This window comes from Hydrogenophaga sp. 5NK40-0174 (assembly GCF_040372165.1).
Taxonomy (GTDB): domain Bacteria; phylum Pseudomonadota; class Gammaproteobacteria; order Burkholderiales; family Burkholderiaceae_C; genus Hydrogenophaga.
In genome coordinates, this window is the sequence record NZ_BAABWG010000004.1 from 220,351 (window position 1) to 246,843 (window position 26,493).

The 26,493-nt window shown below is 60.1% G+C and carries 19 protein-coding genes and 1 pseudogene; 10 read left to right on the top strand and 10 right to left on the bottom strand.

From position 1 onward, the window contains the following. Nucleotides 1-19: 19 nt before the first annotated feature. A complete protein-coding gene (locus tag ABWV89_RS14415; protein ID WP_353398128.1) occupies nucleotides 20-325 on the top strand; it encodes an antibiotic biosynthesis monooxygenase family protein in 306 nt (101 codons plus the stop codon). Here ABWV89_RS14415 and ABWV89_RS14420 read toward each other — a convergent pair. The 4 genes from ABWV89_RS14420 to ABWV89_RS14435 form a co-directional block, all read right to left on the bottom strand. Further along, nucleotides 265-2,091, bottom strand: coding sequence for a S8 family peptidase (locus ABWV89_RS14420; RefSeq protein WP_353398130.1), 1,827 nt, complete (start codon nucleotides 2,089-2,091; stop codon nucleotides 265-267). The genes ABWV89_RS14415 and ABWV89_RS14420 overlap by 61 nt on opposite strands. 447 nt (nucleotides 2,092-2,538) lie before the next feature. Continuing rightward, nucleotides 2,539-6,606: a PAS domain S-box protein gene (locus tag ABWV89_RS14425; protein WP_353398133.1), complete on the bottom strand. Its 4,068-nt coding sequence runs from the start codon at nucleotides 6,604-6,606 to the stop codon at nucleotides 2,539-2,541. Nucleotides 6,607-6,789: 183 nt separating this feature from the next. Next, nucleotides 6,790-10,083, bottom strand: coding sequence for a fused isobutyryl-CoA mutase/GTPase IcmF (gene icmF / locus ABWV89_RS14430; protein ID WP_353398136.1), 3,294 nt, complete (start codon nucleotides 10,081-10,083; stop codon nucleotides 6,790-6,792). Nucleotides 10,084-10,129: 46 nt separating this feature from the next. Further along, nucleotides 10,130-11,011 carry a PPK2 family polyphosphate kinase gene (locus tag ABWV89_RS14435; RefSeq protein ID WP_353398138.1) on the bottom strand — a complete coding sequence of 294 codons (882 nt, stop codon included), beginning with the start codon at nucleotides 11,009-11,011 and terminating at the stop codon, nucleotides 10,130-10,132. 261 nt (nucleotides 11,012-11,272) lie between these two features. Here ABWV89_RS14435 and ABWV89_RS14440 point away from each other — a divergent pair, with 261 nt between their 5' ends. The 4 genes and pseudogenes from ABWV89_RS14440 to cqsA all read left to right on the top strand — a co-directional run bounded on the left by ABWV89_RS14440 (nucleotide 11,273) and on the right by cqsA (nucleotide 14,166). Beyond that, complete coding sequence (locus tag ABWV89_RS14440) at nucleotides 11,273-11,518, top strand: metal-sensitive transcriptional regulator (protein WP_353398141.1); 246 nt, start codon at nucleotides 11,273-11,275, stop codon at nucleotides 11,516-11,518. A 26-nt stretch (nucleotides 11,519-11,544) separates the two neighbouring features. Continuing rightward, nucleotides 11,545-12,045, top strand: a pseudogene (locus ABWV89_RS14445) (MBL fold metallo-hydrolase); the annotation flags it as partial. A gap of 204 nt (nucleotides 12,046-12,249) precedes the next feature. Continuing rightward, on the top strand, nucleotides 12,250-12,657 hold the full coding sequence (locus ABWV89_RS14450) for a rhodanese-like domain-containing protein (RefSeq protein WP_502903237.1): 408 nt from the start codon (nucleotides 12,250-12,252) through the stop codon (nucleotides 12,655-12,657). A gap of 264 nt (nucleotides 12,658-12,921) precedes the next feature. Further along, on the top strand, nucleotides 12,922-14,166 hold the full coding sequence (gene cqsA / locus ABWV89_RS14455) for an alpha-hydroxyketone-type quorum-sensing autoinducer synthase (protein WP_353398144.1): 1,245 nt from the start codon (nucleotides 12,922-12,924) through the stop codon (nucleotides 14,164-14,166). A gap of 37 nt (nucleotides 14,167-14,203) precedes the next feature. On the opposite strand, the gene ABWV89_RS14460 is transcribed toward cqsA, so the two are convergent. Further along, nucleotides 14,204-15,190, bottom strand: coding sequence for a response regulator (locus tag ABWV89_RS14460; RefSeq protein WP_353398147.1), 987 nt, complete (start codon nucleotides 15,188-15,190; stop codon nucleotides 14,204-14,206). An 11-nt stretch (nucleotides 15,191-15,201) separates the two neighbouring features. Beyond that, nucleotides 15,202-16,158: a sensor histidine kinase gene (locus ABWV89_RS14465; protein WP_353398150.1), complete on the bottom strand. Its 957-nt coding sequence runs from the start codon at nucleotides 16,156-16,158 to the stop codon at nucleotides 15,202-15,204. A 449-nt stretch (nucleotides 16,159-16,607) separates the two neighbouring features. Between ABWV89_RS14465 and ABWV89_RS14470 the strand changes: the two genes are divergently transcribed. Together ABWV89_RS14470 and ABWV89_RS14475 are read left to right on the top strand one after the other, a co-directional pair. Next, nucleotides 16,608-17,288, top strand: a complete 681-nt coding sequence (locus ABWV89_RS14470) for a helix-turn-helix transcriptional regulator (RefSeq protein ID WP_353398153.1) — start codon at nucleotides 16,608-16,610, stop codon at nucleotides 17,286-17,288. 106 nt (nucleotides 17,289-17,394) lie between these two features. Further along, nucleotides 17,395-18,168, top strand: a complete 774-nt coding sequence (locus tag ABWV89_RS14475) for a type III pantothenate kinase (protein ID WP_353398154.1) — start codon at nucleotides 17,395-17,397, stop codon at nucleotides 18,166-18,168. A 21-nt stretch (nucleotides 18,169-18,189) separates the two neighbouring features. Here ABWV89_RS14475 and ABWV89_RS14480 read toward each other — a convergent pair whose 3' ends face one another. Next, nucleotides 18,190-19,776, bottom strand: coding sequence for a wax ester/triacylglycerol synthase family O-acyltransferase (locus ABWV89_RS14480; protein WP_353398157.1), 1,587 nt, complete (start codon nucleotides 19,774-19,776; stop codon nucleotides 18,190-18,192). Nucleotides 19,777-19,955: 179 nt separating this feature from the next. On the opposite strand from ABWV89_RS14480, the gene ABWV89_RS14485 reads away from it, so the two are divergent. Then, nucleotides 19,956-20,210, top strand: a complete 255-nt coding sequence (locus tag ABWV89_RS14485; RefSeq protein WP_353398160.1) for an acyl-CoA-binding protein — start codon at nucleotides 19,956-19,958, stop codon at nucleotides 20,208-20,210. A 65-nt stretch (nucleotides 20,211-20,275) separates the two neighbouring features. On the opposite strand, the gene ABWV89_RS14490 is transcribed toward ABWV89_RS14485, so the two are convergent. From ABWV89_RS14490 to ABWV89_RS14500, 3 genes are read right to left on the bottom strand one after another with little or no spacing between them, the layout of a single operon-like run. Next, nucleotides 20,276-20,632 (bottom strand): polyhydroxyalkanoic acid system family protein, encoded by a 357-nt coding sequence (locus ABWV89_RS14490; protein ID WP_353398163.1) that lies wholly within the window; start codon nucleotides 20,630-20,632, stop codon nucleotides 20,276-20,278. Continuing rightward, nucleotides 20,547-21,785, bottom strand: coding sequence for an aminopeptidase (locus tag ABWV89_RS14495; RefSeq protein WP_353398165.1), 1,239 nt, complete (start codon nucleotides 21,783-21,785; stop codon nucleotides 20,547-20,549). The genes ABWV89_RS14490 and ABWV89_RS14495 overlap by 86 nt, the downstream gene beginning before the upstream one ends. After that, nucleotides 21,782-23,851 (bottom strand): molybdopterin-containing oxidoreductase family protein, encoded by a 2,070-nt coding sequence (locus tag ABWV89_RS14500; RefSeq protein ID WP_353398168.1) that lies wholly within the window; start codon nucleotides 23,849-23,851, stop codon nucleotides 21,782-21,784. Before ABWV89_RS14500 ends, ABWV89_RS14495 begins: the two co-directional genes overlap by 4 nt. A gap of 323 nt (nucleotides 23,852-24,174) precedes the next feature. Between ABWV89_RS14500 and ABWV89_RS14505 the strand changes: the two genes are divergently transcribed. Together ABWV89_RS14505 and ABWV89_RS14510 are read left to right on the top strand one after the other, a co-directional pair. After that, complete coding sequence (locus ABWV89_RS14505; RefSeq protein ID WP_353398171.1) at nucleotides 24,175-25,380, top strand: M20 aminoacylase family protein; 1,206 nt, start codon at nucleotides 24,175-24,177, stop codon at nucleotides 25,378-25,380. Beyond that, complete coding sequence (locus ABWV89_RS14510; RefSeq protein WP_353398174.1) at nucleotides 25,377-26,483, top strand: M14 family metallopeptidase; 1,107 nt, start codon at nucleotides 25,377-25,379, stop codon at nucleotides 26,481-26,483. Before ABWV89_RS14505 ends, ABWV89_RS14510 begins: the two co-directional genes overlap by 4 nt. Nucleotides 26,484-26,493: the final 10 nt, after the last annotated feature.

Here is a 26,493-nt window from a genome sequence, read left to right on the forward strand (position 1 = left end):
CCGAACAGGAGACCACACCATGATTCTCGAGCTGGCCGATATCCGCATTGACGTTGACAAAGCTGCCGAGTTTGAAAAGGCCATCGTCCACGGCGTCGAGACCGTCATTTCCAAGTCGCCGGGTTTCAGTGGTTACAAGGTCAACCGCAGCATTGAAAGTCCGGACCGGTTTGTTCTGATGATCTACTGGGCAACCCTGGAAGACCACACAGTGACCTTCCGCGGATCAGAGGCGTTTACCGCTTGGCGGGCGATTGTCGGGCCTTACTTCGCGCAGGCTCCTGTGGTGGAACACTTGGCTCTCGTGGCGAAATCGGAAGACTGACGCGACACGTTCGACACAGTCATGCTGGTGTGCAGTCTGCGGACGTGGTCCCGGAAGCTGCTTGCCTCGATACGTGTAGGCCTGCGGTTCTGAACCCAGCGTGGCTTGTGAGTTGTTTCCGTGTCTTTCAGGCGGAAGTTGGCGGTGACAGTCTGGCTCTTGTCCATGTCCAGTACGCAAGCGCCTGTTCCAGAGCAAGCGCCAGCCCAACCTACAAAGTCGGAATTGCTGACGGGCGTGGCATTGAGCGTGACGGTCTTGCTGGTGGTGTAGGCCTGCTCGCAGTCGCCGCCGCAGAGAATGTCGCCATTTGTCGAAGTCACCATGCCGGCGCCGAGGCCGCCCAGGTTGACTTGCAACTTTCGTTCGACCGTCTGGACGAATCCAAGATGAAGACTGGGCAGTTCTGTTTCTGTTCCACCCGGTCGTGTGTCGTTCACCGACAGCGAGCCAGAACGAAGCGCACTCAGTCCATCCTCGACCGAGATGCCTGGGTGCGCTTCTGTCAGAAGAGCCCATGCCCCGGCGACATGCGGTGCAGCCATGGAGGTGCCGCTCCAGGACTGATAGCCGCCGCCGGGTACGGAAGAGCGGATGTAGCTGCCGGGCGCCAGCAAGTCGACAAAGCTGGCGATATTGGAATACGAGGCGATGCCACCGAGGCCTTGTGCGCAGCGTGAAGCATCCGGGCCGGTATCGCACACCGCGCCGACGCTGATGGCGCTGGAGACACAGGCGGGTGCGGAAATGGAGTCGGTGTAGCCGTCGTTGCCGCTGGCGATGATAGTTGCAATGCCGACCGAGCGAAGGTTGTCAACGGCGGCCTTGAACGCGGAACGGCCGGAGTCACATTGGCTGTAATAGCGGCCACCGCCCAGGCTCATGTTCACCGAGGCAATGTCGTAGGAGTTGCGAAGCTCATAGACCCGTTCCAGGCCCTTGATCTGGTCGCTGGTATAGGACATGACTGCGCTGCTGTTCGGAAACCAGCTGAATACCTGAATGGCAATGAGTTTGGCGTCTGGGGCCACGCCCTGCGTGTCGGCGCTTCCGCCATTGCCAGCGACGATGCCACCCACGTGGGTACCGTGTGAACATCCGGCAGAGGTGTAGCTGCATGCCTGACCCGACCCGGACGCCGTGCTTTCGCTGACTTTTCCGGGGCAGACCGACTCGACGTAGTTGCTGTAGTTGGTGGAATAGCAGGCTTCCGAGACCACTTTGCCAGCCAGCATCGGGTGCGTCTTGTCCACACCGGTGTCGAGAACGGCCACCGTCTTGCCAGCGCCACGGTAGCCCTGGCTCCATGCCTCGGTGGCGCCCACCTGCTCTGTGCTTTGTGCCAGTGCCATGGGTACCGCCTCGTCTTCTTCGATCGTTGCAACCTGATCGGAAGCGCGCAGCCGGGCCAGCGCGTTGGCGTCCACTGACGCCACCATGTGGGGAACCGTATTGAACTTCGCCAGGACCTTGCTGCCACCAAGTGCCAGGGTCGTGCTCGCCAGCTTGTTCTGTGCCTGCTTCAGCTTGGCTCGCTGGTCGGCGATGGCTTTGTTTGAGAGTTGACCTTCGGGCGCGACATCCACGTTGAGCCCGATGATGACGCGAACCTCACCTTCGGTGGCCACTTTGTTGGCCAGGGCCTCAATGCGGGTGTTGGGCACTTGTTGAGCCAAAGCGGAGCACGCCATCACCGACGCGGTCACACCAGTCAGAAGGCGGGTGATTGTGGCGCGACCGGCAAAAGAGGTGAAGGTTTTGATCATGTGAGGCTCCTTGGACCCCACATTGCTTGGCGAATGTTTGGGGCACTGAAACCTCTATCGACCTGCCTGTTTGGCTTTGGAGTGCGCCAAAGGTATGCACATTTCCACCGCCAACGGCGATATCAAGCGATAAAGCGGTCTGCAGGCGATCTGAAGAACTGAGGGGAAAATCACCCCTTTGTTTTTCCTTTAGAAATCTGTGGAATTGTTCACGCCGTTTTCGGCCTGCCCCGCTTTTGAGCGTGTATCAGCCGGTGTTTGAATGCCAGGCTATACGCCAAAGGTTGTATTTGTTCCGTGCCCATCAAACCAATGCAGGACATTCAGGCACGGCTGGCGTTGAATTCGAACCGATCCAGTCCCCTTGAATTACCGCGGGGCTTCGTGTGGGGTGGTGCCTGTGCCAGCTGGGGCGCCAATGCGGCTGAAGGCGTCCGTCCTCTGTGATTAGCTGGCTGCCGTCAGGTCCAGGTAGAAAGTGGTTCCCTTGCCCGGCTGGCTCTCGGCATGAATCTGGCCTCCCATGCGCTCGACCGCCTTACGGACCATGGCCAGGCCAATCCCGGTACCTGGAATCTGGTCTTGCCGATGCAGTCGCTGGAACATGCCGAATATCCGGTCGTGGTGCTTCATGTCGAAGCCAATGCCGTTGTCAGAGATTTGCAGACTGATTTCGTCGCCGCGGCGGGTCGCCTCGATGCGGACGACCGGTGCGCGCTCTTCGGGGATGAACTTCAGTGCGTTGTCGATCAGGTTGCGCAGTGCAATGGACAGGCCCTGGGGTTCCGCCTGGACGTTGAGTTCGCTGGGGATGTCCAGCTCAAGTGTGCCTTGACGGGCTGCCAGTTCATCGCGGAAGGGCTGCAGCACGGATTCGACCGTTGTGGCAATGTTCACAGATTCGGTTCGTTCGCTCATTTGCTGCATGCGCGAATAGGCCAGCAAGTCAGTCACCAGATTGGACATGTGCATGGTGGCCTTCTGGATGCGTTGCAAGTACGCCCGTCCTTCTTCATCCAGTTGCTGGGCATGCTCTTCGAGCAGCAGTGAACTGAAGCCCTCGATGCCCCGCAGTGGTGTGCGCAGATCGTGAGAAGCCGAATAGGTGAACGACTCGAGTTCACTGTTGACGACCGTCAGTTGCTGTACGCTCTCCTGGAGCTGAGCAGTCCGCTCGGCCACCTTCTGTTCCAGCCCCTCGGTCAGGTCACGAATCTGCTCTTCTGCTTCCGTCCGCATCCTGACGTTCACCAGCATGTTGGCAAACAGGCGAAGCAATGAAGTTTCCTCTTCGTCGTAGTCTCGCGTCTTCCGAACCGAATCCAGCCCGACGAAGCCCAGGCAGCGCTCTCCATTCATCAAGGGCAGGGCCACCAGGCTGAGGATATCCTGCGAATGCAGAACATCACGAAGAGGCCCGGCGGGCAAGTCGTTGGCGTCAGGAATCAGGATTTCCTTGTCCATGCGGTGCTGGTCAGCCCAGGCAGGGAGCGTCGGGAAGGGGCGGCTTTGCACTTGTCCGAGTTCTGACTGAACCCCCGGTGCGCACCACTCGTGCGTGTTGATGGTCGTCTGTGCGTTGAAGTCGTAGTCGAACAGATAGGCCCGGTCCGCCTCGAAGAACCGGCCCATGTCACCCAATGCGTCATTGATCGCAGCCTGGGTGTCCTGCACGGGCAGGTTGATGAATCGGCTGGCCAGGCGGAAGAGCAGCAGCACGAAATCATTGAGCCGGGCACGGGCGTCCTGTGCTTCTTGTTGATCGGTGGTATCCCGCACCAGAAACATGCATTGCTCTGCGCCTGGCAGCCAGGCCAGCCGGGCGTTGAAATGATGTTGTCCGTCAGGGAGCTCGAGGTGGTAGTCGACTTCCTGGGCGCCATTTCGGTGTGCCAGAGCCATGGCGCCACGAAGCATGTCGGTGACGTCATCCGGCATGACGTCACCGAGAGCCTTGCCCAGGATCTCTTCCGGTTTGCGGTGAAGGCCTGCCTCGTGGCTGGTCTTGTAGAACACGAAGTGTTCGTCTGTGTCGATAACGAACAGCATGTCCTTGATGACATCGAATACCTGTTCAAGTATGGCGCCGCGCTCGCTGGCTGCGTGCTCGGCTGCTCGCAGCTCAGTGATGTCCAGGTTGGACCCGACGTAGCCGATGAAGCGGTTGTCGGCGTCGTAGCGGGGGCGGCCCTGTTCCAGCAGCCATCGGTATTCGCCGTCATGGCGCTTCAGTCGGTACTCGATGCTGTAGGGCTGCCGGGCTTCAAACGCCGCATCGAACACGGCTTGGGATCGATCGTGGTCCAGTGGATGAATATCGCCGAGCCAGCCGACAGCGCATTCGGTCTGCAGGTCACGCAAAGTGAAGTCCAGCCATGCCTGGTTCACCCACTCCGTTTCCTTGTTTTCGTTCGTGGTCCAGAGCAGTGCCGGTGACGAGTTGGCCACCGTCTCCAGGTGCTTGAGAATCTGACGTTGGGCGTCTTCAAGCGCCTTGCGGTCGCTGATCTCAAAAGTGGTGCCGGACATGTAGGTGACCACACCGTTGGCGTCCCGAAGCCCGCTGGCTCTCGTGTCAAACCAGTGATAGTGACCTTGCGCATCTCGAGCCCGAAACTCGAGCCGATACGGAGCTTCATTCTTGAAGTAGCGTCGGAGAGCCAATCGAAGTCTGGGGAGATCTTCCGGATGTACCAGATCCATGAAGAGCTGTCCCATCTGTCCCTGTGGCGGTGCTGGATGGCCCAGCGAAACAAAGAACTCGTCGCTGGGTTGAACAAAGCCCTTGCCAAAATCCCATTCCCAGACCTGACCATGTGCAGCAGCCAGCCGAAACCTGAGCTCACTGCGCTCAAGGGCGCGTTGATCCTGCTCCAGCTCGGTGACATCGCGGAACATCAGCAGCAGACAAGCACGACCATCCACCTCGACACGCTCGGCGCTGTAGCGCACATGAATCTCGCTGCCGTCGGGGCGCGTGCTCTTGCCTTCCCTGTTGCGCACCCTGACCCCGTGAGTCAGTGCCTTCAGCAGCTGTTCTCGTGTGCCAGCCGATCGCCACAGGCCCAGTCCGGTTGCCGAGTGGCCGATCAGCTGTTCGCGACTGCGGCCGAACAGCTCACAGAATCCGTCGTTGACCAGTAGCAGCTGACCAGTTTCCCAATCGCCCAGAGACATGGCTTCGGGGGCTGCCTGAAACACCGATTCGAACAGGCGTTGAGTCGACCGTTGTCGGGCCTCCGCCTCAACCTTGGCGGTGACATCGCGATTGAGCACCAGCACCGAGGGCGGATCGCCAACTGTGGCTGGCGCGCGTGTGAACCGGGCTTCCCATTGCCGGTCACCGTTTGGTCCGGCATGGCTAAATTGCAGGGGTTCTGCTTCCCCTTGTTCCATGGCTCTCTGAAGGCGCTGCAACCATTGGGCAGACAGACTTGTTGCCATCCCCACGTCGGGGAATGGGTTGCCGGTCATTTGTTCCGGGGTTTTGCCAAAGGCGGCAAGAGTGGTCGGGTTCGCGTAGAGCACCCGGCCATCGCGGGCGCATCGCACCACAACGTCAGGAATGTGCTCCGCCAAGGTCTGAAACTGCTGCTCGCTCCGGTGTAACAGACCAATCGCGCGGTCAAGACGCCAGGCACCATAGGCCATGCCCGCCGCGACGAGCAAGGTCATGGCAATGGCAGCTGGCAGAGTGGCAAGCCAGCCTGCCAGCACATCGTCGACCGGCAGTGCGTAGGTCAGGGCCAGGCGCTCTGCTCCATCGTCCAGCCGGTGGTATCCGATCACCCTCGGTACGCTGTCGATGACGGAAGTGGCCTGCATCACACCATGGCTGGAGTGCTGAAGTGCGTCTGCCACATGACCGTGGACTTTGAGACCCTGTTCCCGCTCGATCACGGGAAACCGCGCCAGGACGACGGTTGAGGCATCGTCTTCGATGGAGAACAGCGTCATGCTGCCTCGGGCGGGCAGGCCATCGGATGCGAACCGGTCCAGCAGGGCCTGCCGCTCGAGCAGCAGGGTAAATGTCTTGTTGCCCTGCGATGCGGTTTGATGCCAGGTCAACGGAATGAACCATTGACCAGCTTCCTGCACGGATGTCTTGGGCAACCATTGGGCAGCGGCGGTTTCGTGCCCTTGCGCTTCGCTGTGTCGCAAGACGAAAGGCAGGTTGAGCGACTGAATCAGGGGGGTGTGGTCGCCCAGAGGAGGGGCATCAGCCAGGTCAGGCGTGGCGCTGGCCACATCCATGCTGGCGCGTGCCACACGCAAAGAGGATTGCAGCTCTGACGCAAGGCGTGATACCTCGCGCTGCGTTTGCGCCCTGGCCCGCTCCAGGGCTGCCTCGCGTTGGGTGAGCAGCAGGCCGGCAGACAGGAGCAGGAACAGGCCGATCGTGACGCCAGCCAGTGCACGAAGCCATAGGCGTCTTCGATCGGTGGTCCGACCTTGCAAGGGCGACGGCATCTCTGATTTGGATGCGGGTAGCAGTGGATCTGATGTGGGCAGCATGGAGACCGGGCGCCGAGGCATCCAAACGTGCCAACGAAACTGGTTTCAGCATATCAGCGAGACCTTGCGCTGAATATCCCAACAGGACAGAAAAAGCCTGTTTTCTGTCGTGATTCCACTGGAGCGCAGACCGCCAAAGAGGTACGAATGGGTACCTTGATGGGCCTTGAGAGGACTTCTGGGCTACATGCTGCGCCGGTACTGCCCACCCACCTCAAACAGGGCAGATGTGATCTGGCCCAGCGAGCATACGCGGACCGCATCCATCAACACGTTGAACACGTTCTCGTCCTTGATGACAGCTTGCTGTAGACGCTCGAGCATGGCGGGGGCCTGATCGGCATGGGCCTGGTGGAAGCCTTCCAGTCGCTTGAGTTGCGACTGTTTTTCGTCTTCTGTGGAGCGCGCCAGTTCAATGGTCTCAGGGACTGGGTCACCATGGGGGTTGCGGAATGTATTCACACCGATGATGGGGTACTCGCCGGTGTGCTTGAGCATTTCATAGTGCATGCTCTCTTCCTGGATCTGTCCACGCTGATAGCCGGTTTCCATGGCGCCCAGCACACCGCCGCGCTCGGTGATCTTCTCGAATTCGGCCAGCACGGCTTCTTCCACCAGCTCGGTCAGCTCGTCAATAACGAAAGCACCCTGGTTCGGGTTCTCGTTCTTGGCCAGGCCCCACTCGCGGTTGATGATGAGCTGGATGGCCATCGCGCGGCGCACAGATTCTTCGGTCGGTGTGGTGATGGCTTCGTCGAACGCGTTGGTGTGCAAGCTGTTGCAGTTGTCGTAGACCGCAATCAGAGCTTGCAGCGTGGTGCGAATGTCATTGAACTGAATCTCCTGCGCGTGCAGACTGCGACCGGAGGTCTGGATGTGGTACTTGAGTTTTTGCGAACGCTCGTTGGCGCCGTATTTTTCTTTCATGGCCACGGCCCAGATGCGGCGAGCCACGCGGCCCAGCACGGTGTACTCCGGGTCCATTCCATTGCTGAAGAAGAAACTCAGGTTGGGCGCGAAATCGTCGATGTGCATGCCGCGGGCCAGATAGGCTTCGACGAAGGTGAACCCGTTAGCGAGCGTGAAGGCCAGCTGGCTGATCGGGTTGGCGCCGGCCTCGGCAATGTGATATCCGCTGATCGACACAGAGTAGAAGTTGCGCACGTCATGGTGCACAAAATACTCGGCGATGTCGCCCATGACCTTCAGGCTGAATTCGGTACTGAAGATGCAGGTGTTCTGGCCCTGGTCTTCCTTGAGGATGTCGGCCTGTACCGTGCCGCGCACGTTGGCCAGCACCCATTCGCGAATCTTGGCTTCTTCCGTGTCGGACGGGTCTCTCCCGTTGTCTTCACGGAACTTGTCGACATTCTGGTCAATCGCGGTGTTCATGAACATGGCCAGAATCGCTGGCGCCGGGCCGTTGATGGTCATGGACACTGACGTCGCAGGGTGGCACAGGTCAAAGCCACTGTAGAGCACCTTCATGTCGTCCAGCGTGGCGATGCTCACGCCTGAGTTGCCCACCTTGCCGTAAACGTCCGGGCGTGGCTCGGGGTCGTGCCCGTACAGGGTGACTGAATCGAAAGCAGTCGACAGCCGCTTGGCTGGCATGCCTTCGGAGAGCAGCTTGAAGCGGCGGTTGGTGCGAAACGCATCGCCTTCGCCCGCGAACATGCGGGTCGGGTCTTCGTTCTCGCGTTTGAAGGCAAAAGTGCCGGCGGTGTATGGGAATCTGCCGGGCACGTTCTCCAGCATGAGCCACTTGAGCAGTTCGCCTTCGTCTTCGTAGCGGGGCAGGGCAACTTTGCGGACCTTGTTGCCCGAGAGCGTGGTGTGAGTGAGTGCTGTGCGAATCTCCTTGTCACGAATCTTCACCACATACTCGTCGCCGGCGTAGGCCTGCACCAGATCGGGCCACTGCGCCAGCAGTTTGCGGGCATCGGGGTGCAAGCGCTGCTCACGCTGCTCTGCCAGATCGCTGGAGGCCTCTGCCGCCTTGGGTCGGTGCGGTTTGTCGACCGACAACATGCGTGCGGCTGCGCGCAGCTGTTGAACCTCGCGCGCCAGGCGTGACTGCTCCACGGCACGGCGCTTGTAACCTCGGACGCCGTCAGAAATCTCCGCCAGATAGCGCACGCGCGGTGCAGGAATCACTGGCGTCTGGTTCGTGCTGTGCCGCACCGAGACCATCGGCAGGCGACCATCTTTCAAGGCGAGGCCCAAGGCTTGCAGGCGGGGCTTGAGCGCCTGATACAAGGCGGTGACGCCGTCGTCATTGAAGCGCGAAGCCATGGTTCCAAATACCGGCATCTGCTCCGGTGTTTGTCCAAACGCTTCCCGGTTGCGTTGCACCTGTTTGGCGACATCACGCAGTGCGTCGGCAGCGCCCTTGCGATCGAACTTGTTGATGGCAACAAACTCTGCGAAGTCGAGCATGTCGATCTTCTCGAGCTGGCTGGCGGCACCGAACTCTGGTGTCATGACGTACATAGGCACGTCGACGTGCGGCACGATGGCTGCGTCACCCTGGCCAATGCCGGATGTCTCGACGATGACGAGGTCGAAACCTGCCACTTTGCACGCGGCAATCACGTCCGGCAGAGCTGCGCTGACTTCGCTGCCGGCTTCCCGGGTGGCCAGGGAGCGAACATAGATGCGCGAACCCTTTTGCCAGGGGCCGATGGCATTCATGCGAATGCGGTCGCCCAGCAGCGCACCGCCGCTCTTGCGGCGCGACGGGTCAATGGAGATGACGGCCACACGAAGTGCATCTTCCTGATCCAGGCGCAAGCGACGCACCAACTCGTCAGTCAGGCTGGATTTGCCAGCACCACCGGTGCCGGTGATGCCAAGAACAGGTGTCCGGGAGGCTTTGGCAGCACTGGCCAGTTCTGCACACAGCTCGGAGGAGGCCTGGCCGTTTTCCAGCGCCGTGATGAGCTGCGCCAGGGCGCGCCAGTGTTGTGGATCGTGGCCTTGAATGGCGTCGATGGCCTTGGGCGCGTAGCCGCTGATGTCATGGTCGCAACGCATGATCATCTCGCCGATCATCCCTTGCAGGCCCATTTGCTGGCCATCTTCCGGACTGTAGATTCGGGCCACGCCGTAGTCCATCAGATCGCGAATTTCAGCGGGGACGATCACGCCGCCGCCGCCGCCGAACACCTTGATGTGCTCTCCGCCTCGCTCCTTGAGGAGGTCCACCATGTACTTGAAGTACTCGACGTGGCCACCCTGGTAGGAACTGATGGCAATGCCTTGCACATCTTCCTGCAGCGCTGCGGTGACCACATCGTCCACCGAGCGGTTGTGCCCCAGGTGAATCACCTCGGCGCCCATGCCCTGGAGAATGCGCCGCATGATGTTGATGGCGGCATCATGGCCGTCAAAAAGGCTGGCAGCAGTGACAAATCGAACCTTGTTCGTCGGGCGATAGTTGGCCAGTGCTTGATATTCGGCTTTGAGTTGGGTCATGGCGATGTCCGTTGTCTCTTCGGGCGGTGCGATGCTGCAGGTGGTCTCAGGTCACACGCAAGCCCACATGTTCGGGGTCTTGTGGGGGAAAGCGAAGGTCGAGCCGCTCCATCACGGTCTTGACGATGGTGCCCACCATCAGGTTGCGGTGGGTCTTTGAGTCGGCGGGCACGATGTTCCACGGCGCCCAGGGTGTGCTGGTAGCGTTGAGAAAGCTCTCATAGGCGCCCTGATAGGCATCCCACTGCTCACGCACCTGGAGGTCACCCATGCTGAACTTCCAGTGCTTGGTCGGGTCGTCCAGCCGGTCTTGCAGGCGCTCACGCTGCTCATCCTTGCTGATGTGCAGCATGAACTTGAGCACGACGGTTCCCGACTCGGAGAGGAGGCGCTCAAAATCGTTGATGTGCTGGTAACGAAGCCGGGTCTCTTCGCGGCTGATCCAGCCATTCACCGTTGGCACCAGGACATCTTCATAGTGGCTGCGGTTGAACACCATGATTTCGCCTGCCCGCGGCGCTTGCTGGTGAATGCGCCAGAGAAAATCGTGTTCCCGCTCCACTTCGGTCGGCGCCTTCCATCCCACGGTGCGAACGCCCAAGGGGCTGGTCAGGCTGAACACGCCGCGCACGGTTCCATCCTTGCCAGCAGTGTCAGTGCCTTGCAGCACCACCAGCATCTTGAATCGCTGATCGGCAAAGAACAGGTTTTGCAGGGCATCTATCTCAGCTGCAATACCCTGTACTCGCGCCTTGTTTTCGGCCTTTCTTCCTTCGGCGTACGGCTTCTCGCCAGGCTTGTAGTCCGTCAGCCTGATCTGGTCAGCCTTTTTCCTTTGCCCGGCTTCCGGCTTGACCTGCCATTGGCGCCAGGGCCCCTTGCCGGGGGCCTTGAGTGCATCGGTGATGACGTTGAGGCGGTCTTTCATGGGGATACGCGCATCCAGTGGAAACACCGACCCTCGTCGGTGGTGGTTGGCATTGTAATTGACGTTTACGTAAACGTAATATGGCGATATTAGCGGATTGGCCTCATTTGTTGCTCAGTGTGAACCCGATGGTTGGCTCAGTGCAAGCCGGGACAATCATGGCTGGGATAAGATACCTGTATGGGTATGGTGCAGAACCTCCCAGCGGGCGCTGCCAGTTCGAACGGGCGCCCGATGTATATCCATCAGGAGCCGAGCTTTATGACCACTGTTCATGATCCCGAGCGCAAGCGGGCGCTGATTCTTCGTCTCAAGCGAGTCGAGGGGCAACTGCGAGGCATTCAGAAGCTGCTCGATGAAGACGCCGATTGCGAAAAGGTGGCCCAGCAGCTCGCAGCTGCGCGCAAGGCGCTCGACAAGAGCTTTTTCACGATGGTCAGTTGTGTGATCGCCCAGGGAGATGTCCCCGCAGACGATGTGGCCGACATGCTGGCCCGCTTTTCCTGAGCAAGGCATAGCCCGGAGACAAGATCATGAAGCCCGTTCAACTCTTTGACCCCGATTCCTGCACTTACACGTACCTCCTGTTCGACCAGGACACGCGCGAGGCGTTGATCATCGACCCGGTCGAAGAGCAGATCGAGAGGGACTTCAAGACAATCCGGGAATACGGGCTCAAGCTGGTCTGGGCGGTCGAGACGCACGCCCATGCAGACCACATCACCAGCGCCGGCAAGCTGGTCGAGCACACAGGTGTCCGTCTGGCTGCGCCCGCAGGCTGCAACATCGGGACTGCTGCTGTTCAGCTGGCAGATGGCGATACCCTGACGTTTGGCGGTGAAACACTCAGGGCCTTGCACACCCCCGGACATACCGCTGGCAGCATGAGTCTGGTCTGGCGTGACAACGTTTTCACGGGCGACACGCTCCTGATCAACGGGTGTGGGCGAACCGACTTCCAGTCAGGCAGTGCCAAGGACCTGTACCGCTCCATTACCCAGGTGCTGTTCACGCTTGCAGATGACACGACAGTCTGGCCTGGTCACGATTACAAAGGACAGACGCATTCCACCATTGGAAGGGAAAAGCGCGAGAACCCACGCGTGGCTGGCAAGACGGAAGTCGAGTTCATGGCCATCATGGAGGGGTTGAATCTTCCCAAGCCTCGCCGCATCGACGAGGCTGTCCCGGCCAACCTCACATCAGGCCTGCGCCATGATGCAGATGGCGCTGAACTGCTGGTGCCTCGTCCTGCCAAGGGTCCATACGCGGGAGACGTGACACCACAGCTGGCCTGGCAGTGGGTGCAAGCAGAAGAAGCCGTGCTGGTCGATGTCAGAACCGATGCCGAACGGGAGTGGGTGGGTTTTGTACCTGGCGCCAAGACCGTCGCATGGAAACAGTGGCCAGGCATGGCCATGAGCGACAGCTTTGATGCCGGCGTCGCGGACGCTGCACAAGGAAAGAAGCTGGTGCTGCTGTGTCGCAGTGGTGTGCGCTCGATTGCTGCTGCCAAACGGGCAACAGAGCTCGGCCTGGAGGCTTACAACATCCTCGAAGGCTTTGAAGGCGATCCTGACGAGAATGCGCAAAGAGGAAATCGCGGTGGCTGGCGTTTCCACGGATTGCCTTGGCGGCAAAATTGAAAATTTCAGGCAATAAGCGCTCAATTGCCTGCCAAATTAATGCGGTTGGCCCATAAGAGGCCAACTGAACAGCCGTTAATCATAATGACTACACGCGAAAAGTGTGATGTATTTCACGCTTTCGTTGCGCTTGCGCGAAAATGGTGCATGTAGTCAGAAATAGTTGAATAAGTAAGTACTCGTATCCCTGTCAACGCTGACAGGGTCCGAGAATTAGTTCACGACTTTCAAATTTCAATGGGGTTGTCTTAACAGGAGGACCCCATGGAAACGCTTGAAATTGTTGAAAAAAAGTCAATCGTCAACCCACCCCTGAGTGCAACACTGGAGGCGCGTCTTGAACGTGACTTTGTTCCTCGATTTTTCGGGACGTGGGGAGGTCGGTTTGCCGTTCAGGGTGCACATCCAGGACCGAATTCAATTCGACTGGACGGCAACGATTATTTGTCCGTGACAGGTCATCCGGAAATTGTTGCCGCGCAAGTGGCGGCTTTACGAGGCGATGCAGATTACGTGGTTCAGTCAGGGGTATTTCTGCAAGATGAGCATCCCACCCGGAAACTCGAATTGATGATGGCGGATTGGGTCGGCAAGGACGATGGATTCATCTGCCAGTCCGGCTATGCTGCCAACGTTGGCCTGATCCAGGCAGTGGCCGACGCCGACACCCCTGTCTATCTGGACTCCATGGCACATGCGTCACTTTGGGAAGGTGCTCATTCTGCGCGAGCACCAGCGCACTCGTTCCAGCACAACGATCCCAAGCGTCTCGAGCGCGTGATCAAGAAACATGGACCAGGCCTGGTGGTGGTCGATGCGGTGTACAGCACGACTGGCGCCGTCTGTCCGCTGGAGGAAATGCTGGAAGTTGTGGAAGCGCACGGCTGCATGATTCTGGTGGACGAGTCCCACTCCCTCGGCACCCACGGTCCAGCTGGCGCTGGCTTGTGCGCGCAACTGGGGCTGACAGACAGGGTTCATTTCATTTCGGCGAGCCTGGCCAAGGCGATGGCAGGTCGTGCTGGATTCTTCACTGCGCCTGCTCGCTTGCGTCATCACATCCTGACGTCCAGTTTCCCGAACATTTTCAGCTCATGTGTGCTGCCGCATGAGGCCATCGCGCTGCAAGCGACCGTGAAGCTGCTTCAAAACTCGGACGCGGAGCGCGAGCGCTTGCGTCACATCACTCGCCGGGTAAGGGCGGGGCTGGAAGAGCTTGGATACCCTATCCATCAGGGCACAGAACAGATCATTGCGCTCGAAGCCGGCCCGGAGGCAGACACCATCGAGTTGCGCGACGAATTGGACCGCTATGGTGTTCACACGGCGTTCTTTTGCGCGCCGGCCACGAGTACCAATCGTTCCCTCGCCCGCATGACTCTGAGCGCATCGCTCACAGACGCGGAGGTGGACCACATTCTCAAGGTCATGAAAGAGGTGGCTGCGGTCATCAAGCCCTGGAACTGGCCGGCAGCCCGTCGTCAGCGTGTGACAGCCTTGCGCGACTGAGGCACACAACCGGGCCGCTGGTCGGCCCGGTACATGCTTAGCTGTCCAGGATGCCTCTGCTTCCCTGGGCGCTGAGGAAATTCTTGAACGCGTAGATGGGCAGCGGAAGGTCTTCCGGGGCCAGCGGAAACACGGCCGCCGTCAGCAGGCGATCATCGCCGATGCCGAACGCCTGTGCAGACCGTAAAGCGCCGCGCAATGACAGCTGCTGCTGCATTTCAGCCGCCACAAGTTGCTTGCCCTGCTCGACTGCCTTGACCGTCTCCAGGGATGCGCCTGCAGAAGAGGTGAGTTCGGCCAGGTCGCCCAGCGAAGCCGTTGTCTCCAACTGAAGCCAGTAGACATCGCCTTCATTGTCGACACCCAGAGCACCAAACGGCTCACCGATGAACACGTATTCGACCCAGTGCTTCTGCACAAACGCCAGCAGGTCCCTCGCCACGGACGGCACCTGAAGCACCGACTGCTGGCCCGGTTGCAGGACACTGCGCCACAACGTGTTGAGGCGCGGATGCGGTGTGTGTGCCAGTTTGGCAATCACGGACATGATCTGCCGGGTGATGTCGGCTGACTGTTTGGGCACGAACTGGTCGATCAGGCCGTTGTTGAATGCCTGTATGGCAATCTGTTCATCAGCCTGCCCGGTGAGCAGCACACGCGATCCCGGCCAGTCGAGCAAGCTGTTGAGCACTTTGAGGCCGTCGGTGCCTGGCATGGCGTAGTCGACCACGCATGTCTCTGCCAGCTGGTAGCGGGAAGGGTTGGTCGCCCAGTAGCGCAGAATCAGGGGCAGCAATGCGTGCCCCTGTCGCCAGCGCTCCAGAATCATCAGCTGGTGACCTGCATCGGCTTCCCAGCGTGCAGGCTCGTCCTTCATGCGTTCCATGAAAGCTGAGGGGCGGGAATACAACTCGACCTGCCAACTGGGAGGAAGCACCATCCCGAGCATTTCAAGGTAGTCCTGGTCGTCATCCAGAAACAGGATGCTTCCCGGGCGGTGGAACAGTGGAATCGTCAGGGCCATGGAAAATCAGGTTATTCGGTCGGGTGGCGTACCGGCAGATCGATGATGAAGACGGCACCCAGGTTGGGTTCGGAGTGCACACTGATGTGCCCCCTGGCGGCTTCAACCACGTTGCGGCAGAAGGTCAGGCCCAATCCACTTCCTGCTCCTGACTGTGTTGAAAAGAATGGCTCGAAAATGCGTTGCTGTCGGTCATGCGGAATACCCATGCCCTCGTCTGAAATGGCGATTCGCCCCTTGCCATGATGCAAGCCCACATCCACGCGGAGGTCTCCTGGCTCGATCACTTTGCTGGTGGCCGCCAGGGAATGCAAGGCGTTTTTGACCAGATTGGTCAGCACCTGGGCAAACAGGGGTCTGGAACCCGAGAAGGCAAAGTTCTCCTGAATGGTAACCGCCACACACTCACGTTCGCGACTTGTCTTGTAAGGGTATTGTGAAACAACTTCGCTGACCAATGCCTTGGCATCGATCAATGAGCTTTCACGAGGCAGTCGCATGAGCTGAGCATTGGATATCTGGGTATCGATGAGCCGGTTCATGCCCCTGACCAGATTTTGCAGCCGCTGGCCCAGTTCATCGAGTCGCTTGCGCTTGTTCTCCGGCAGGTCGCTGGTGGCCAGACCGGCCAGCACATCGCCCATGAGGTTGACCGTGGCCAGTGGGGTGCGCAGCTCATGGGCCATCACGCCCATGGTGCTGAGCATGTTGATCAGCCGGGCGCGGCGCAGGTTCGCGCTGGAGAACCCGAGCATCAATCCCATCAGGTAACTGAACGAGATCACCACATATTGCTCCATTGGCAAGGCGTAGTGCAGTTCGCCTGGGTAGGTCAAGCTGGCCACGCCGGCCCCGACAGCCAGCCCGAGGAGGGTGCCGCCAGCGGCAATGCGCCAGTCCGTCATGTGGTAGTAAACCAGGATGGCTGCGCTCAGGCTGGCCAGCCAGGCGGCATTGGCATCGTTCATCCAGAACATCCAGCTGAAGAACAGAGGCAGCTGAATCCAGGTCGCGATGCCAAACACCCAGTTGCTTTTTGGCGACGACAGGTCGCGAGTTACCGCTGGTAAGATGTAAGCAAGCGCTAACAGAGACAGGCTTACGCGAATCCAGACACTGTCAAACGGCTGCGGCAGCCAGAAAAGCCAAATACCACCGAAAATGAGGTGTCCGAGAAAAGTAAACGCGGCCAACCATCCCAATCGCCCCTGACTTGGGTGCAAAATGGGTTCCAATGGAGCGTCCACGATACGATCAGCCAGCCATCGCCAGAATCGTGTCCGTACGCTGTGTAGCCACAATCGGTTCAAGGCCACTAAGTAATCCTCAGTATGTGCTCCAGCATGTTGCCTACCCTTATCGGCCCCTTCTATCGAGGGTTGAATTGCATTGTCGTTGTTTCGAGGTGTGACCAACGATGACATTGCCTGTCAACTTTGACAGTGTCGGCGTAGATGCCATTCTCGCCGATTGGTTGTGTGCCTTGAAAGACCAAGGTGTAGACGCAGTGCTGGTTCTGGGACCCAATCCGTTGGGTGATCGCGACGATCGGGAGGTTCTGGCGGTTCATCCACCCAAAATGCTGGGCCCGGCCCAGGCGCTGGCCGACAGCCGGGATTTTGGCGCCGGGTGGCGAGACAGCGACGCGCCACTGGTGGCGTGGCAGGACATCTCCAAATCGGCTTATGGTGACCAGGCCGAAGCGGGTGGCCGCTGGCGCCGCATGTGGCTTTCTCACGGCTTCCAGACGCTGGTTCGGGTGGCCTTTTCCCTGCCGGCAGGCAGGGCATTCGAGTGCTTCATGTTCAGTCCTCGTGCCTTTGCAGACAGGTCCGAGGCTGCGCAACTGGCCTGGTCGGCTTTCAATGTCTGGCCCATGCTCCGCCGCTCCATAGCAGAGCAGCGCATCAGTCTCAGCCCCCGTGAGCAGGAGAGCCTGAACTTTGCCTTTGAAGGGCTGACGGCGCGTGAGACCGCGCAGCGCATGGAATGCTCCGAGCGAACCGTGAACTACCATTTGGCCAATGCCATGTCCAAGCTGCAGACGGACAACAAGCTCGCTGCCGTTCAGCGCGCCTGCTGGCTTGGCCTGATCTGACTGCGCGACTGCACCACTGCACCACTTCCAGGGCGTACTTTTTGGTCTGCCACCTTTCTGCGCATGAATGACGTGCAATTCCGGTGCATTTGGCGATAATGCGCGCATGAGTCTTTTGGCGATAGATGTGGGCAATACGCGCCTGAAATGGGCGCTCTACGACGCCCCGCGTCCGGCTGCAAAGCTGCTGGCCCATGGCGCACAGTTCCTGGAAAACATAGAAACCCTGGCTGACGGTGACTGGAGCAACCTGCCTGCGCCTTCTCATGTGATCGGGTGTGTGGTGGCGGGCGACACCGTGCGTCGCCGAGTGGCTGAGCAGCTCGAGCTGTGGGATGTTGATCCACAGTGGGTGGTTTCAACAGTCGAGGAGGCGGGCGTCGTCAACGGCTACGATCATCCCGCACGGCTGGGCTCCGATCGCTGGGTTGCCATGATCGGCGCGCGCCAGCGCCTGTTGCGCCGCGGCTCGCGCAGGCCCTGCATCGTGGTGATGGTCGGCACCGCTGTGACGGTCGAGGCGCTGGACAAGGAAGGACGCTTTCTGGGTGGCATCATTTTGCCAGGGCATGGCATCATGCTTCGCGCACTGGAGTCCGGCACGGCAGGCTTGCACGTGCCCACAGGTGATGTGCGTGATTTCCCCACCAACACCAGTGACGCATTGACCAGCGGAGGAACCTTTGCCATCGCTGGCGCTGTGCAGCGCATGAAGGACAACCTGCAGCGCCACTGCGACGAAGAGCCCGTGTGTTTCATGACCGGTGGCGCCGGCTGGAAAATGGCACCCAGCATGAGCACCAGCTTCGAATTGATCGAGAGCCTGGTTTTCGACGGTTTGCTGGAAATTGCCTTTTCGCGTTTTGTTCAGGAGGCCTGAATCCGGCTGTACCGGTTCAGGTCAGTCCATATCGCCCCAGGGCAGCATCAAGGTCAGCGTCAGAAGCGATTCGAAAGCGGGTGTGAAACGGTCAATGATGGCTTGCGGGTCATCGCACAGCGCCGTGTCCGAAATCAGTCCGAACTGAACGCCACCACCGTAGCTCAGTATCGACACACCCATGCCGACCGTGCCGGTCTGGGGAACCCAGAACATGGTCTGCTCCAGCGTACTGCCACACATTTTCAGCTTCTGGGCCGGTCCCGGTACGTTGGTCATGACAGCTGTGGTCTTGCGACCAAACAGGTCCATGAGCGCATCCTGGGCCGGCTTGACAAGAATGCCCGCCAGCGACAACAGTGCGTAGGTCAGCAAAGGTTGCATGCTGCCCTTGAGTTCGCTCATCCGGCGGCGCACTTCGAACAGGCGTTCCAGCGGGTTGGGTATGCCGACGGGCAGTGTCAGCGGCACAAGACCGAACTGATTGCCGAGCTTCCAGGCATCTTCCATGGGTCGAAGATTGATGGGCACCATGGCGCGAATTTCATGACCATGCGTCTCGTCTCCCTTGTTCTGGAGGTAAGTGCCAATGGCGCCGGCAACACAGCTGAGCAGCACATCATTGATGGAGCAGTTCATCGCCTTGCCCACGGCTTTGACCTGGTGCAGGCTGATGGGCTCGCACCAGGCGACCTTCTTGGCTCCGCCGGGCGTTCCCTTGAGCCGGGTGGGTGAGTCATCGGGCATGAGCGCCAGGGCAGCCAGATCGCTGACGAGTTGCATGCCGTTTCGGGCCAGGCCTTCCACCAGACCCAGCGACTTGCCCCAGGATTCCTGTGGCGCCCCCAACCAGGCCAGCGAGCTCGCAGCGCCGCCGCCGGCGGTCTCCAGTGTCTTGGCAGTCAGGCTGCCCAGTGGACGAACCAGGGTGTCGGCCAGCCAGCTTTGCAGGGCATCCAGCGGGTCCATGGCATCGGGCTCGACGCCTGGGGATGGCAGAGACAGTTTCTTGGGCGGAGCACCATCGTCGACCAGGCTCATCATGACGCTGATGAGGGCTATTCCGTCTGCGATGCAATGGTGGATTCGGGCAATCATGGCCGATCCACCCTGGACTCCGTCGACCAGCTCGAAGTGCCACAGGGGATGGCTCCTGTCCAGGCCTTGCGCAGCCAGCTTTGCGACACGCGTCTGCAGCGCCTGGTGCGCTGTCTGCCCTTTGCCCGGCTTGAGCTTGTGTGCCGAGACGTGTCGCGCAAGATCAAAAGATGTGTCTTCGATCCAGTGCGCGCCGGTGGCGTCTTCGCGCGCAATCTGGCGAAAGCGCTTGTAGACGAGCATGCGTTCCTGCACGCGTTGCCGAAGCTCTGCGAGCGAAATGCCAGGCCTGAGCAACCACACTCCCAGAATGGTCATGTGATTGTGCTCCGAGTCCATGCGCAGCCAGGCGGTGTCCACGCGACTCATGCGCTCGCCTTCGAAACCCAGGGCCCTCACCAACGAGCCTTTGTTCACCCGCTTGCCGCCGTCTGGCTTGCCCTGGGGCGCTGCCGGATCTCTCTTGGGCACTCTCCTCTGGCGGGGTGTGCCGGTGTTTTCGGAACCCATTCTGTCTCCTGCTCTCGGTGGCGCTGGCTGCACTTGCTGCACCATCTGTTTCGGTCAAACCTGAGTGAACAGTCTATTGTGCTCGGTCGTCGCCGCGTAAGATACCGGGCGAGCCCTGATGCATTCGCGCTGAATGCATGCAGCAGGCACAGAACCACCGCCCACGAAAGGAGACTTGTATGTCTGACCTCAAGAGCCAGTTTGAAGCCGCCGTTGCCAACTCCAAGAAACTCAGCGAGCGCCCTGACAACGCTACCCTGCTCAAGATCTACGGTCTCTACAAGCAGTCGACTGTTGGTGACAATGGCGAGAAGAAGCCCGGTTTTGGTGACATGGTCGGTCGCGCCAAATGGGATGCATGGGACAAGTGCAAAGGCACTTCCAGCGAAGACGCCATGCAGCAGTACATCGACCTGATCGAGTCATTGAGCTGATTGCCAGCACCCTCAGCACCCCGGCGGCAGGGAAATTGCCGCCGTGAACAGGCCGCCAGAGCGATTCAGGCGGCCTTTTTTTTCTTGCCTGACGCCTTCTTGGCGGTGGCCTTGGCCAGCTTGCGTGACGGCTTGTCGCTGAGCAAGGCATCCAGATTTTTGACAATCTCGGCCTCAATCCGGTCTTTGAATGCTCCGAGCAAAATGCCCAGTTTGGCCTCGAGCTCGAAGTGGCTGCCATCAACTCTCAGCACGCCGCTGGCGCCGCTGCGCTTGAAATACACCTCGTCGCCGTCCTGACCTTCGGCGTAGCTGCACTCCATGTCGAACTCTTTCTCAGCTTGCTCGGCCCATTTCCAGGCCACCTTCCGGGCGGCGGCAAACTCCAGGTGGTGCGGGCGATGGATGTGAATTCTCGACATGGGGTTCCTGTGAAGGCGCTTCTGCGGGCGGTTGAGATGCAATGCTCGCTGTGATCTTTGCCGGCGTCAAGGCCGTGAGACGGGCCAGGCGTGCCTCAGGGTCGAGTGAGGCAAGCTCGCGAACGGCCTCGTAGAAGCGGGGGAAGTTGTCTCCGGACTGATGAAACAGTGCCGTCAGCGCCGGCACCCAACGGTCGTACGCAGCCTGGGCGCCGAAGCTGGCATTGTTGGCTCGCTTCACCCATCCGTCATACCCTTTGTACCCACCCCATTGCGCCTTCTGTGTCTCATAGGCTTGGTGAAACCAGTTCATGATCTCAGCCTTGGCTTCGCGCTTTTCGGCATCGCTTTTGCCGGGCTGTGTGTAGACCTGCTCCAGGCATCCCCTGACGTCCAGGGTCAGGCGCTTGAACTGCGACCGTCGCTGAGCCAGAGCTGCGACATCCTGGCGACTTTTCTCGGACCCGTGGGCCTCAAGCCAGCGCTCGCCACCCAGCCGTTCGACCGTGGTAGCAAAACTCTCATTGAAGACGGTATCTCCCTTGGCGTAGACGACCTGGTGGGCCAGTTCGTGAAACATCAACTTTGCAAGCTCACCTTCCGGGTATCCGACAAAGGTATTGAGCAATGGGTCTCCGCCCAGCCAATTGGTCCAGCCCAGGGTGGAATAGGCGGGAACGGGGTACACGGTGACTTCCAGTTCGTCGGGCAATGACTCGGCGAACTGGTTGGCCCGGGCTTCGTCGTAGTAGCCCTTGTAGCCCACGCAGCCCACCACTGGAAAGCACCACCGGTGCAGTTCGAGGGAAAGCTCTGGTGCGGCCACCACATTCCAGACAGCAGCCCGACGTTGGAGGTCTGCGTAGCGCCGGTAGCTGTCGTTGTCTGGCAAAGCCAGCTCGCTGACAGCAAAATCGCGCATGGTCCGGGTCTGGCGCAGCCGATCGCGCAATGCTGCCGGTGTATCGGGCGCTTCGATCCAGTGTTCGACGGGTTCGGCCCGCTGCATGACGTCCAGATGGCCGGTCACGGATTGCCAGTAGTAGCCGATCGATTCACGCTGCGACGCGCAGCCTGCACCCAGCGCGGCGGCCAGAAGGGCGATCAGGACCAGTTTTCTGCTCGGGCGTCTGCGTGTCGACGGTTGACTCATGGGTCAGAGCGTACCTGAACTGCGCAGTCGTAGAAAACCGGTCCCTGTCCAAGGTCGGTGAGGCGCTGGCTGGTCAACTCATTGACGTTTCGACCATCGGAAGCGAACTTTCGCCACCAGATGCCCAGGCCATTGACCACGCCGGGACGGGCCCGGTTGTTCAACGCAACTTTGCAGCGGTATTCACCCCTGTCGTTGTAGACAAGAACCCATTCACCATCACCAATACTCCTCGACTGAGCGTCCTGAGGGTGCATCTCTAGCAGTGGTTCCCCCTCGACATCACGCAGACTGCGAACGTTGACGAAGGTAGAGTTGAGGAAGCGACGTGCCGGTGGCGAAATGAAAGCCAGGGGATACCGCTTGTCAGCCCCGGCTGGTTCATAGTTGGGAACGTGGTCCGGCAAGGGGTCAAGCCCGGCGTCCTGAAGGCGTTGACTGAAGAATTCGAACTTCCCGGAGGGCGTTGGAAAGCCCCCTTCGGCGAATGGCGCCGAGGGCATGGGCAGGGTCTGATAGCCGTGACGCTCCAGCTGCTCAAAGTCCACAGGCTCTGCAAACGCCTGCCTGCACAGCGCTTCGTCTGAATCTGCGAAACACGAGTCAGTGAATCCCATGCGCCCGGCCAGATCCCTGAAGATGCTGGCGTTGCTGCGGGCTTCGCCCAGGGGGGCAATGGCTGGGCGATTGAGCAGAACGTCGGTGTGGCCGTAGCTGCCGTGGATATCCCAGTGTTCGAGCTGGGTAGTGGCGGGCAACACGTAGTCCGCGTAGTCGGCGGTGTCCGTCTGGAACTGCTCGATCACCACCGTGAAAAGGTCTTCGCGGCTGAAGCCGCTGACGACTTTCTGAGATTCCGGTGCAACGGCCACAGGGTTGCTGTTGTAGACGACAAGCGCCTCGATCGCCGGCCCGAAAAGTGGAGACGCGGGCTTGAGCAGATCATCGCCGATCGTGACCATGTTGATCGTCCGGGGCGTTGCACCTGCCAGCAGTTCGGGCCGCTGCAGGGCGTCGCGCTGGATGGGAAAACGGCCAGCGTTGGACATGAGCAGCCCGCCCGCATGCGATCGCCATGCGCCGGTCACGGCCGGCAGCGCAGCGATGGCTCTGACGGCGTTTCCCCCACCTCTGACCCGTTGCATGCCGTAGTTCAGCCGGATGCCGGCATCACGCGTGGTACCGAGGTCCCGGGCGAGGGCGCGAATGCTGTCCGCGTCGATCCCACAGGTTTGGGCTGCCTTGTCTGCCGGCCACTGACGAATGCGTTCTTTCAGCTTGGCCCAGCCGACGGTGTACTTCTCGATGTAGTCTTCGTCGGCCCAGCCGTTGGCGACAATCTCGTTCATCAGGCCAAACGCGAGCGCGGCGTCTGTGCCAGGCTGGATTGCCAGGTGGACGTGGCACTTCTCGGCGGTCTCGGTTCGCCGTGGGTCAATGCAGACCAGTTTGGCTCCTGCGCGTTTGGCCTCCTGGACGTAGCGCCAGAAGTGCAAGTTGCTGGTGATGGAGTTGCTTCCCCAGATGAGGATCAGGTGTGAATCGGCGAAATGCTCGACCAGCATGCCAACCTTTTGGCCGATGCTGTGGATCAGCCCTTCTCCACCGGCGATGGAGCAGATGGTTCTGGCAAGTTGCGAAGCGCCAAGCCGGTTGAAAAAGCGGCTGGCCATGGATTCACCCTGCACCAGCCCCATGGTTCCGGCGTAGCTGTACGGGAGAATGGCCTGTGGGTCACGCTTGGCAATGGCACCCAGGCGCGCTGCGATGTCCTCGAGCGCCTCTTCCCATGACACTCTCTCAAACTGTCCGGAACCCTTGGCGCCGGTGCGCCTGAGCGGGTAGAGCAGGCGCTCGTCGTGGTAAGTGCGATCCAGGTACTTGGCAACTTTGGTGCACAGTGCGCCGGCCGTCTGAGGGTGATCGGGGTTGCCTTGAACCCGTATGGCTTTGCCAGTTTGCTGGTCTACCGTCGTGATCAGTGCACAAGTGTCCGGGCAGTCGTGAGGGCATGCGCCGAGAACTTCTCGGGTGTGGGGGGTGTGCTTGGCGGTGGAAACAGGCATACGGGCATCAACATCAACAATCGCAAATTCCTCCGGAGCGCCAGGCGGCTGGCTGGTCATCGCGGTGCGTGCCGCTTGACCCAACGGGCGCCCGAAGACAGAACATACTGCCACTTCGAGAGGCGCGCGCCCGGCTGACTGGCATGCTTCCCTCCTCTGAATGGGGGAGAAGTTCGGGCCGGGGGCACTGGACGGATTGTGCAGCGGTTGTCCAACCCCGGCCAGGAGAAGGGAAATGAGCGATTCCTCACCCACGGACACAGCCTGGGTTTACCATGGGGTTTTGGAGCCTATTGCCTGGACCTTTGTCCAAACCGACTGTCATGCAACTGATCGATTCCATTGTCTCGCGCGCGGCTGATTTCGTGGCCATACGGCGTGACATCCACGCCCATCCGGAGTTGTGCTTTGAAGAGGTGCGAACAGCCGATCTCGTGGCGGCCAAACTCGAATCCTGGGGCATAGAGCATGTTCGCGGACTTGGCACCACCGGTGTGGTCGGGATTGTTCATGGGCGCGATGGCGGCGCGTGTGGCCGTGGCGTGGGCTTGCGGGCAGACATGGATGCGCTGCCCATTCAGGAGCGAAACGACTTTGGGCATGCGAGTCGCCACAAAGGCAAGATGCATGCGTGTGGCCATGATGGTCATGTGGCGATTCTGCTGTCGGCGGCGCAGCATCTGGCCGAAAGTCGCGATTTCGACGGCACTGTGTATCTGATCTTCCAGCCAGCAGAGGAAGGTGGCGGGGGTGCGAGGGAGATGATCGCGGACGGTCTGTTCGAGAAATTTCCGATGGAAGCGGTTTTCGGACTTCACAACTGGCCGGGCATGCCTGCTGGTGCCTTGGCCGTGAGCGAGGGGCCTGTCATGGGCTCCAGCAACGAGTTCAAGATCACCATCAAGGGCAAAGGCGCTCATGCGGCGATGCCGCAAAACGGCGTCGATCCGGTGCCTGTGGCTTGTCAGATGGTGCAGGCATTCCAGACCATCATCACGCGCAACAAGAAGCCAGTCGATACTGGTGTGATATCGGTCACCATGATTCACACCGGCGAAACGCACAACGTGGTCCCGGATGTGGCCGAGATCCAGGGCACCGTCCGTACGTTCACAATCGAAGTGCTGGACATGATTGAGCACAGGATGCGCGAGATCGCCACCCACACCTGCGCAGCTTTCGGAGCAACGTGCGAGTTCGAATTCGAGCGCAACTACCCGCCAACGGTGAACCACCCGAAAGAAGCGGCGTTTGCGCGCCAGGTGGCAGTAGAGGTGGCCGGTGCCGACAACGTACGCGACCAGGAGCCCACCATGGGCGCCGAAGACTTTGCGTTCATGCTGCAGGACAAGCCCGGCTGTTACCTGTTCATCGGTAACGGGGATGGCGACCACAGAAGTGTCGGGCATGGCGAGGGCCCTTGCATGCTGCACAACCCCAGCTACGACTTCAATGACGACCTGATCGTCAAGGGAGCGAGCTACTGGGTACACCTGGCCAGCAAGTGGCTGGGGCAGTCGCGCCCATGATCAAGGTCGACCAAGCCTTCCAGCCCAGTTACCGGCTGGCGCGCAAGGCATTTCTGGAAGCAGCTTCCATGCACGGGCTTCCGTCGTTCTCCTACAACCTGGACCTGCCGGGCCAGGAAGGGGAGCAGCTGGCCATGGATGTCGTGCGTGACGGGCCTGCAGATGCTGATCGGATCCTGATGGTCAGCAGCGGCTGTCATGGGGTTGAAGGCTTTTGTGGATCAGGGGTGCAGGTGTATGCACTGCATGACGAGGCATGGCGAAACAGGGCACGAGCGGCCGGCGTGACGGTGCTGTATGTCCACGCACTCAACCCCCACGGTTTCTCGTTTGCCCGTCGGGTGACGCACGAGAACGTGGACCTCAACCGGAACTTCGTCGATTTTTCCCGACCGCTGCCGCACAACCCCTACTACCGCGAGCTGGATCCTTTGCTGCTTCCTGCACAGTGGCCTCCGGGGCCGGACAGTCAGGCCGCCATGCAGGCCTATATGCAAACGCACGGCATCGACGGCTTGCAAAACGCGGTCACGCCGGGTCAGTACGAAATCCCTGACGGATTGTTCTTTGGCGGGCAGGCGCCGACCTGGAGCAACAGGACGGTGCGACAGTTGTTGCGCGAGCATGTGTCGCATGCCCGTCAGTTGGCCTGGATCGACGTGCACACTGGCCTGGGTGCCAATGGTGTTGGGGAGCGGATACTGTCGACGCGGGATGACGCATTGGCGTATCAGCGCGCCCAAGCCTGGTGGAACATGGGCGACGACGTGAAGGTCACATCCATCTACGACGGCTCATCCACGTCAGCGAGGCTGGATGGACTGATGTGCCTTTCGGTCTATGACGAATGCCCCGAGACCGAGTACACGGGCATTGCGCTGGAGTTCGGAACCGTGCCCATGACGCAAGTGATGGATGCGCTGCGGGCAGATCACTGGTGCCACCGCTACGCAAGCGAGGCGACGCCGGCGCAAGTGAACGCCGCGAGGGCACAGGCCATGGCTGCATTCTTTGACGAATCGCTGGCATGGAAAGGGCAGATCATCGCCCAGTCACGGCAAGTCCTTCATCAGGCGGTGGACGGATTGAGTGCCAGCCACTGAGTGAGCACGC

Excerpts from the sequence above, each read along its gene's own strand:
- ABWV89_RS14415 (WP_353398128.1), top strand. The coding sequence starts at position 20 with ATGATTCTCGAGCTGGCCGATATCCGCATTGACGTTGACAAAGCTGCC.
- ABWV89_RS14420 (WP_353398130.1), bottom strand. The coding sequence starts at position 2,091 with ATGATCAAAACCTTCACCTCTTTTGCCGGTCGCGCCACAATCACCCGC.
- ABWV89_RS14425 (WP_353398133.1), bottom strand. The coding sequence starts at position 6,606 with ATGCTGCCCACATCAGATCCACTGCTACCCGCATCCAAATCAGAGATG.
- icmF (WP_353398136.1), bottom strand. The coding sequence starts at position 10,083 with ATGACCCAACTCAAAGCCGAATATCAAGCACTGGCCAACTATCGCCCG.
- ABWV89_RS14435 (WP_353398138.1), bottom strand. The coding sequence starts at position 11,011 with ATGAAAGACCGCCTCAACGTCATCACCGATGCACTCAAGGCCCCCGGC.
- ABWV89_RS14440 (WP_353398141.1), top strand. The coding sequence starts at position 11,273 with ATGACCACTGTTCATGATCCCGAGCGCAAGCGGGCGCTGATTCTTCGT.
- cqsA (WP_353398144.1), top strand. The coding sequence starts at position 12,922 with ATGGAAACGCTTGAAATTGTTGAAAAAAAGTCAATCGTCAACCCACCC.
- ABWV89_RS14460 (WP_353398147.1), bottom strand. The coding sequence starts at position 15,190 with ATGGCCCTGACGATTCCACTGTTCCACCGCCCGGGAAGCATCCTGTTT.
- ABWV89_RS14465 (WP_353398150.1), bottom strand. The coding sequence starts at position 16,158 with ATGAACGATGCCAATGCCGCCTGGCTGGCCAGCCTGAGCGCAGCCATC.
- ABWV89_RS14470 (WP_353398153.1), top strand. The coding sequence starts at position 16,608 with ATGACATTGCCTGTCAACTTTGACAGTGTCGGCGTAGATGCCATTCTC.
- ABWV89_RS14475 (WP_353398154.1), top strand. The coding sequence starts at position 17,395 with ATGAGTCTTTTGGCGATAGATGTGGGCAATACGCGCCTGAAATGGGCG.
- ABWV89_RS14480 (WP_353398157.1), bottom strand. The coding sequence starts at position 19,776 with ATGGGTTCCGAAAACACCGGCACACCCCGCCAGAGGAGAGTGCCCAAG.
- ABWV89_RS14485 (WP_353398160.1), top strand. The coding sequence starts at position 19,956 with ATGTCTGACCTCAAGAGCCAGTTTGAAGCCGCCGTTGCCAACTCCAAG.
- ABWV89_RS14490 (WP_353398163.1), bottom strand. The coding sequence starts at position 20,632 with ATGTCGAGAATTCACATCCATCGCCCGCACCACCTGGAGTTTGCCGCC.
- ABWV89_RS14495 (WP_353398165.1), bottom strand. The coding sequence starts at position 21,785 with ATGAGTCAACCGTCGACACGCAGACGCCCGAGCAGAAAACTGGTCCTG.
- ABWV89_RS14500 (WP_353398168.1), bottom strand. The coding sequence starts at position 23,851 with ATGCCTGTTTCCACCGCCAAGCACACCCCCCACACCCGAGAAGTTCTC.
- ABWV89_RS14505 (WP_353398171.1), top strand. The coding sequence starts at position 24,175 with ATGCAACTGATCGATTCCATTGTCTCGCGCGCGGCTGATTTCGTGGCC.
- ABWV89_RS14510 (WP_353398174.1), top strand. The coding sequence starts at position 25,377 with ATGATCAAGGTCGACCAAGCCTTCCAGCCCAGTTACCGGCTGGCGCGC.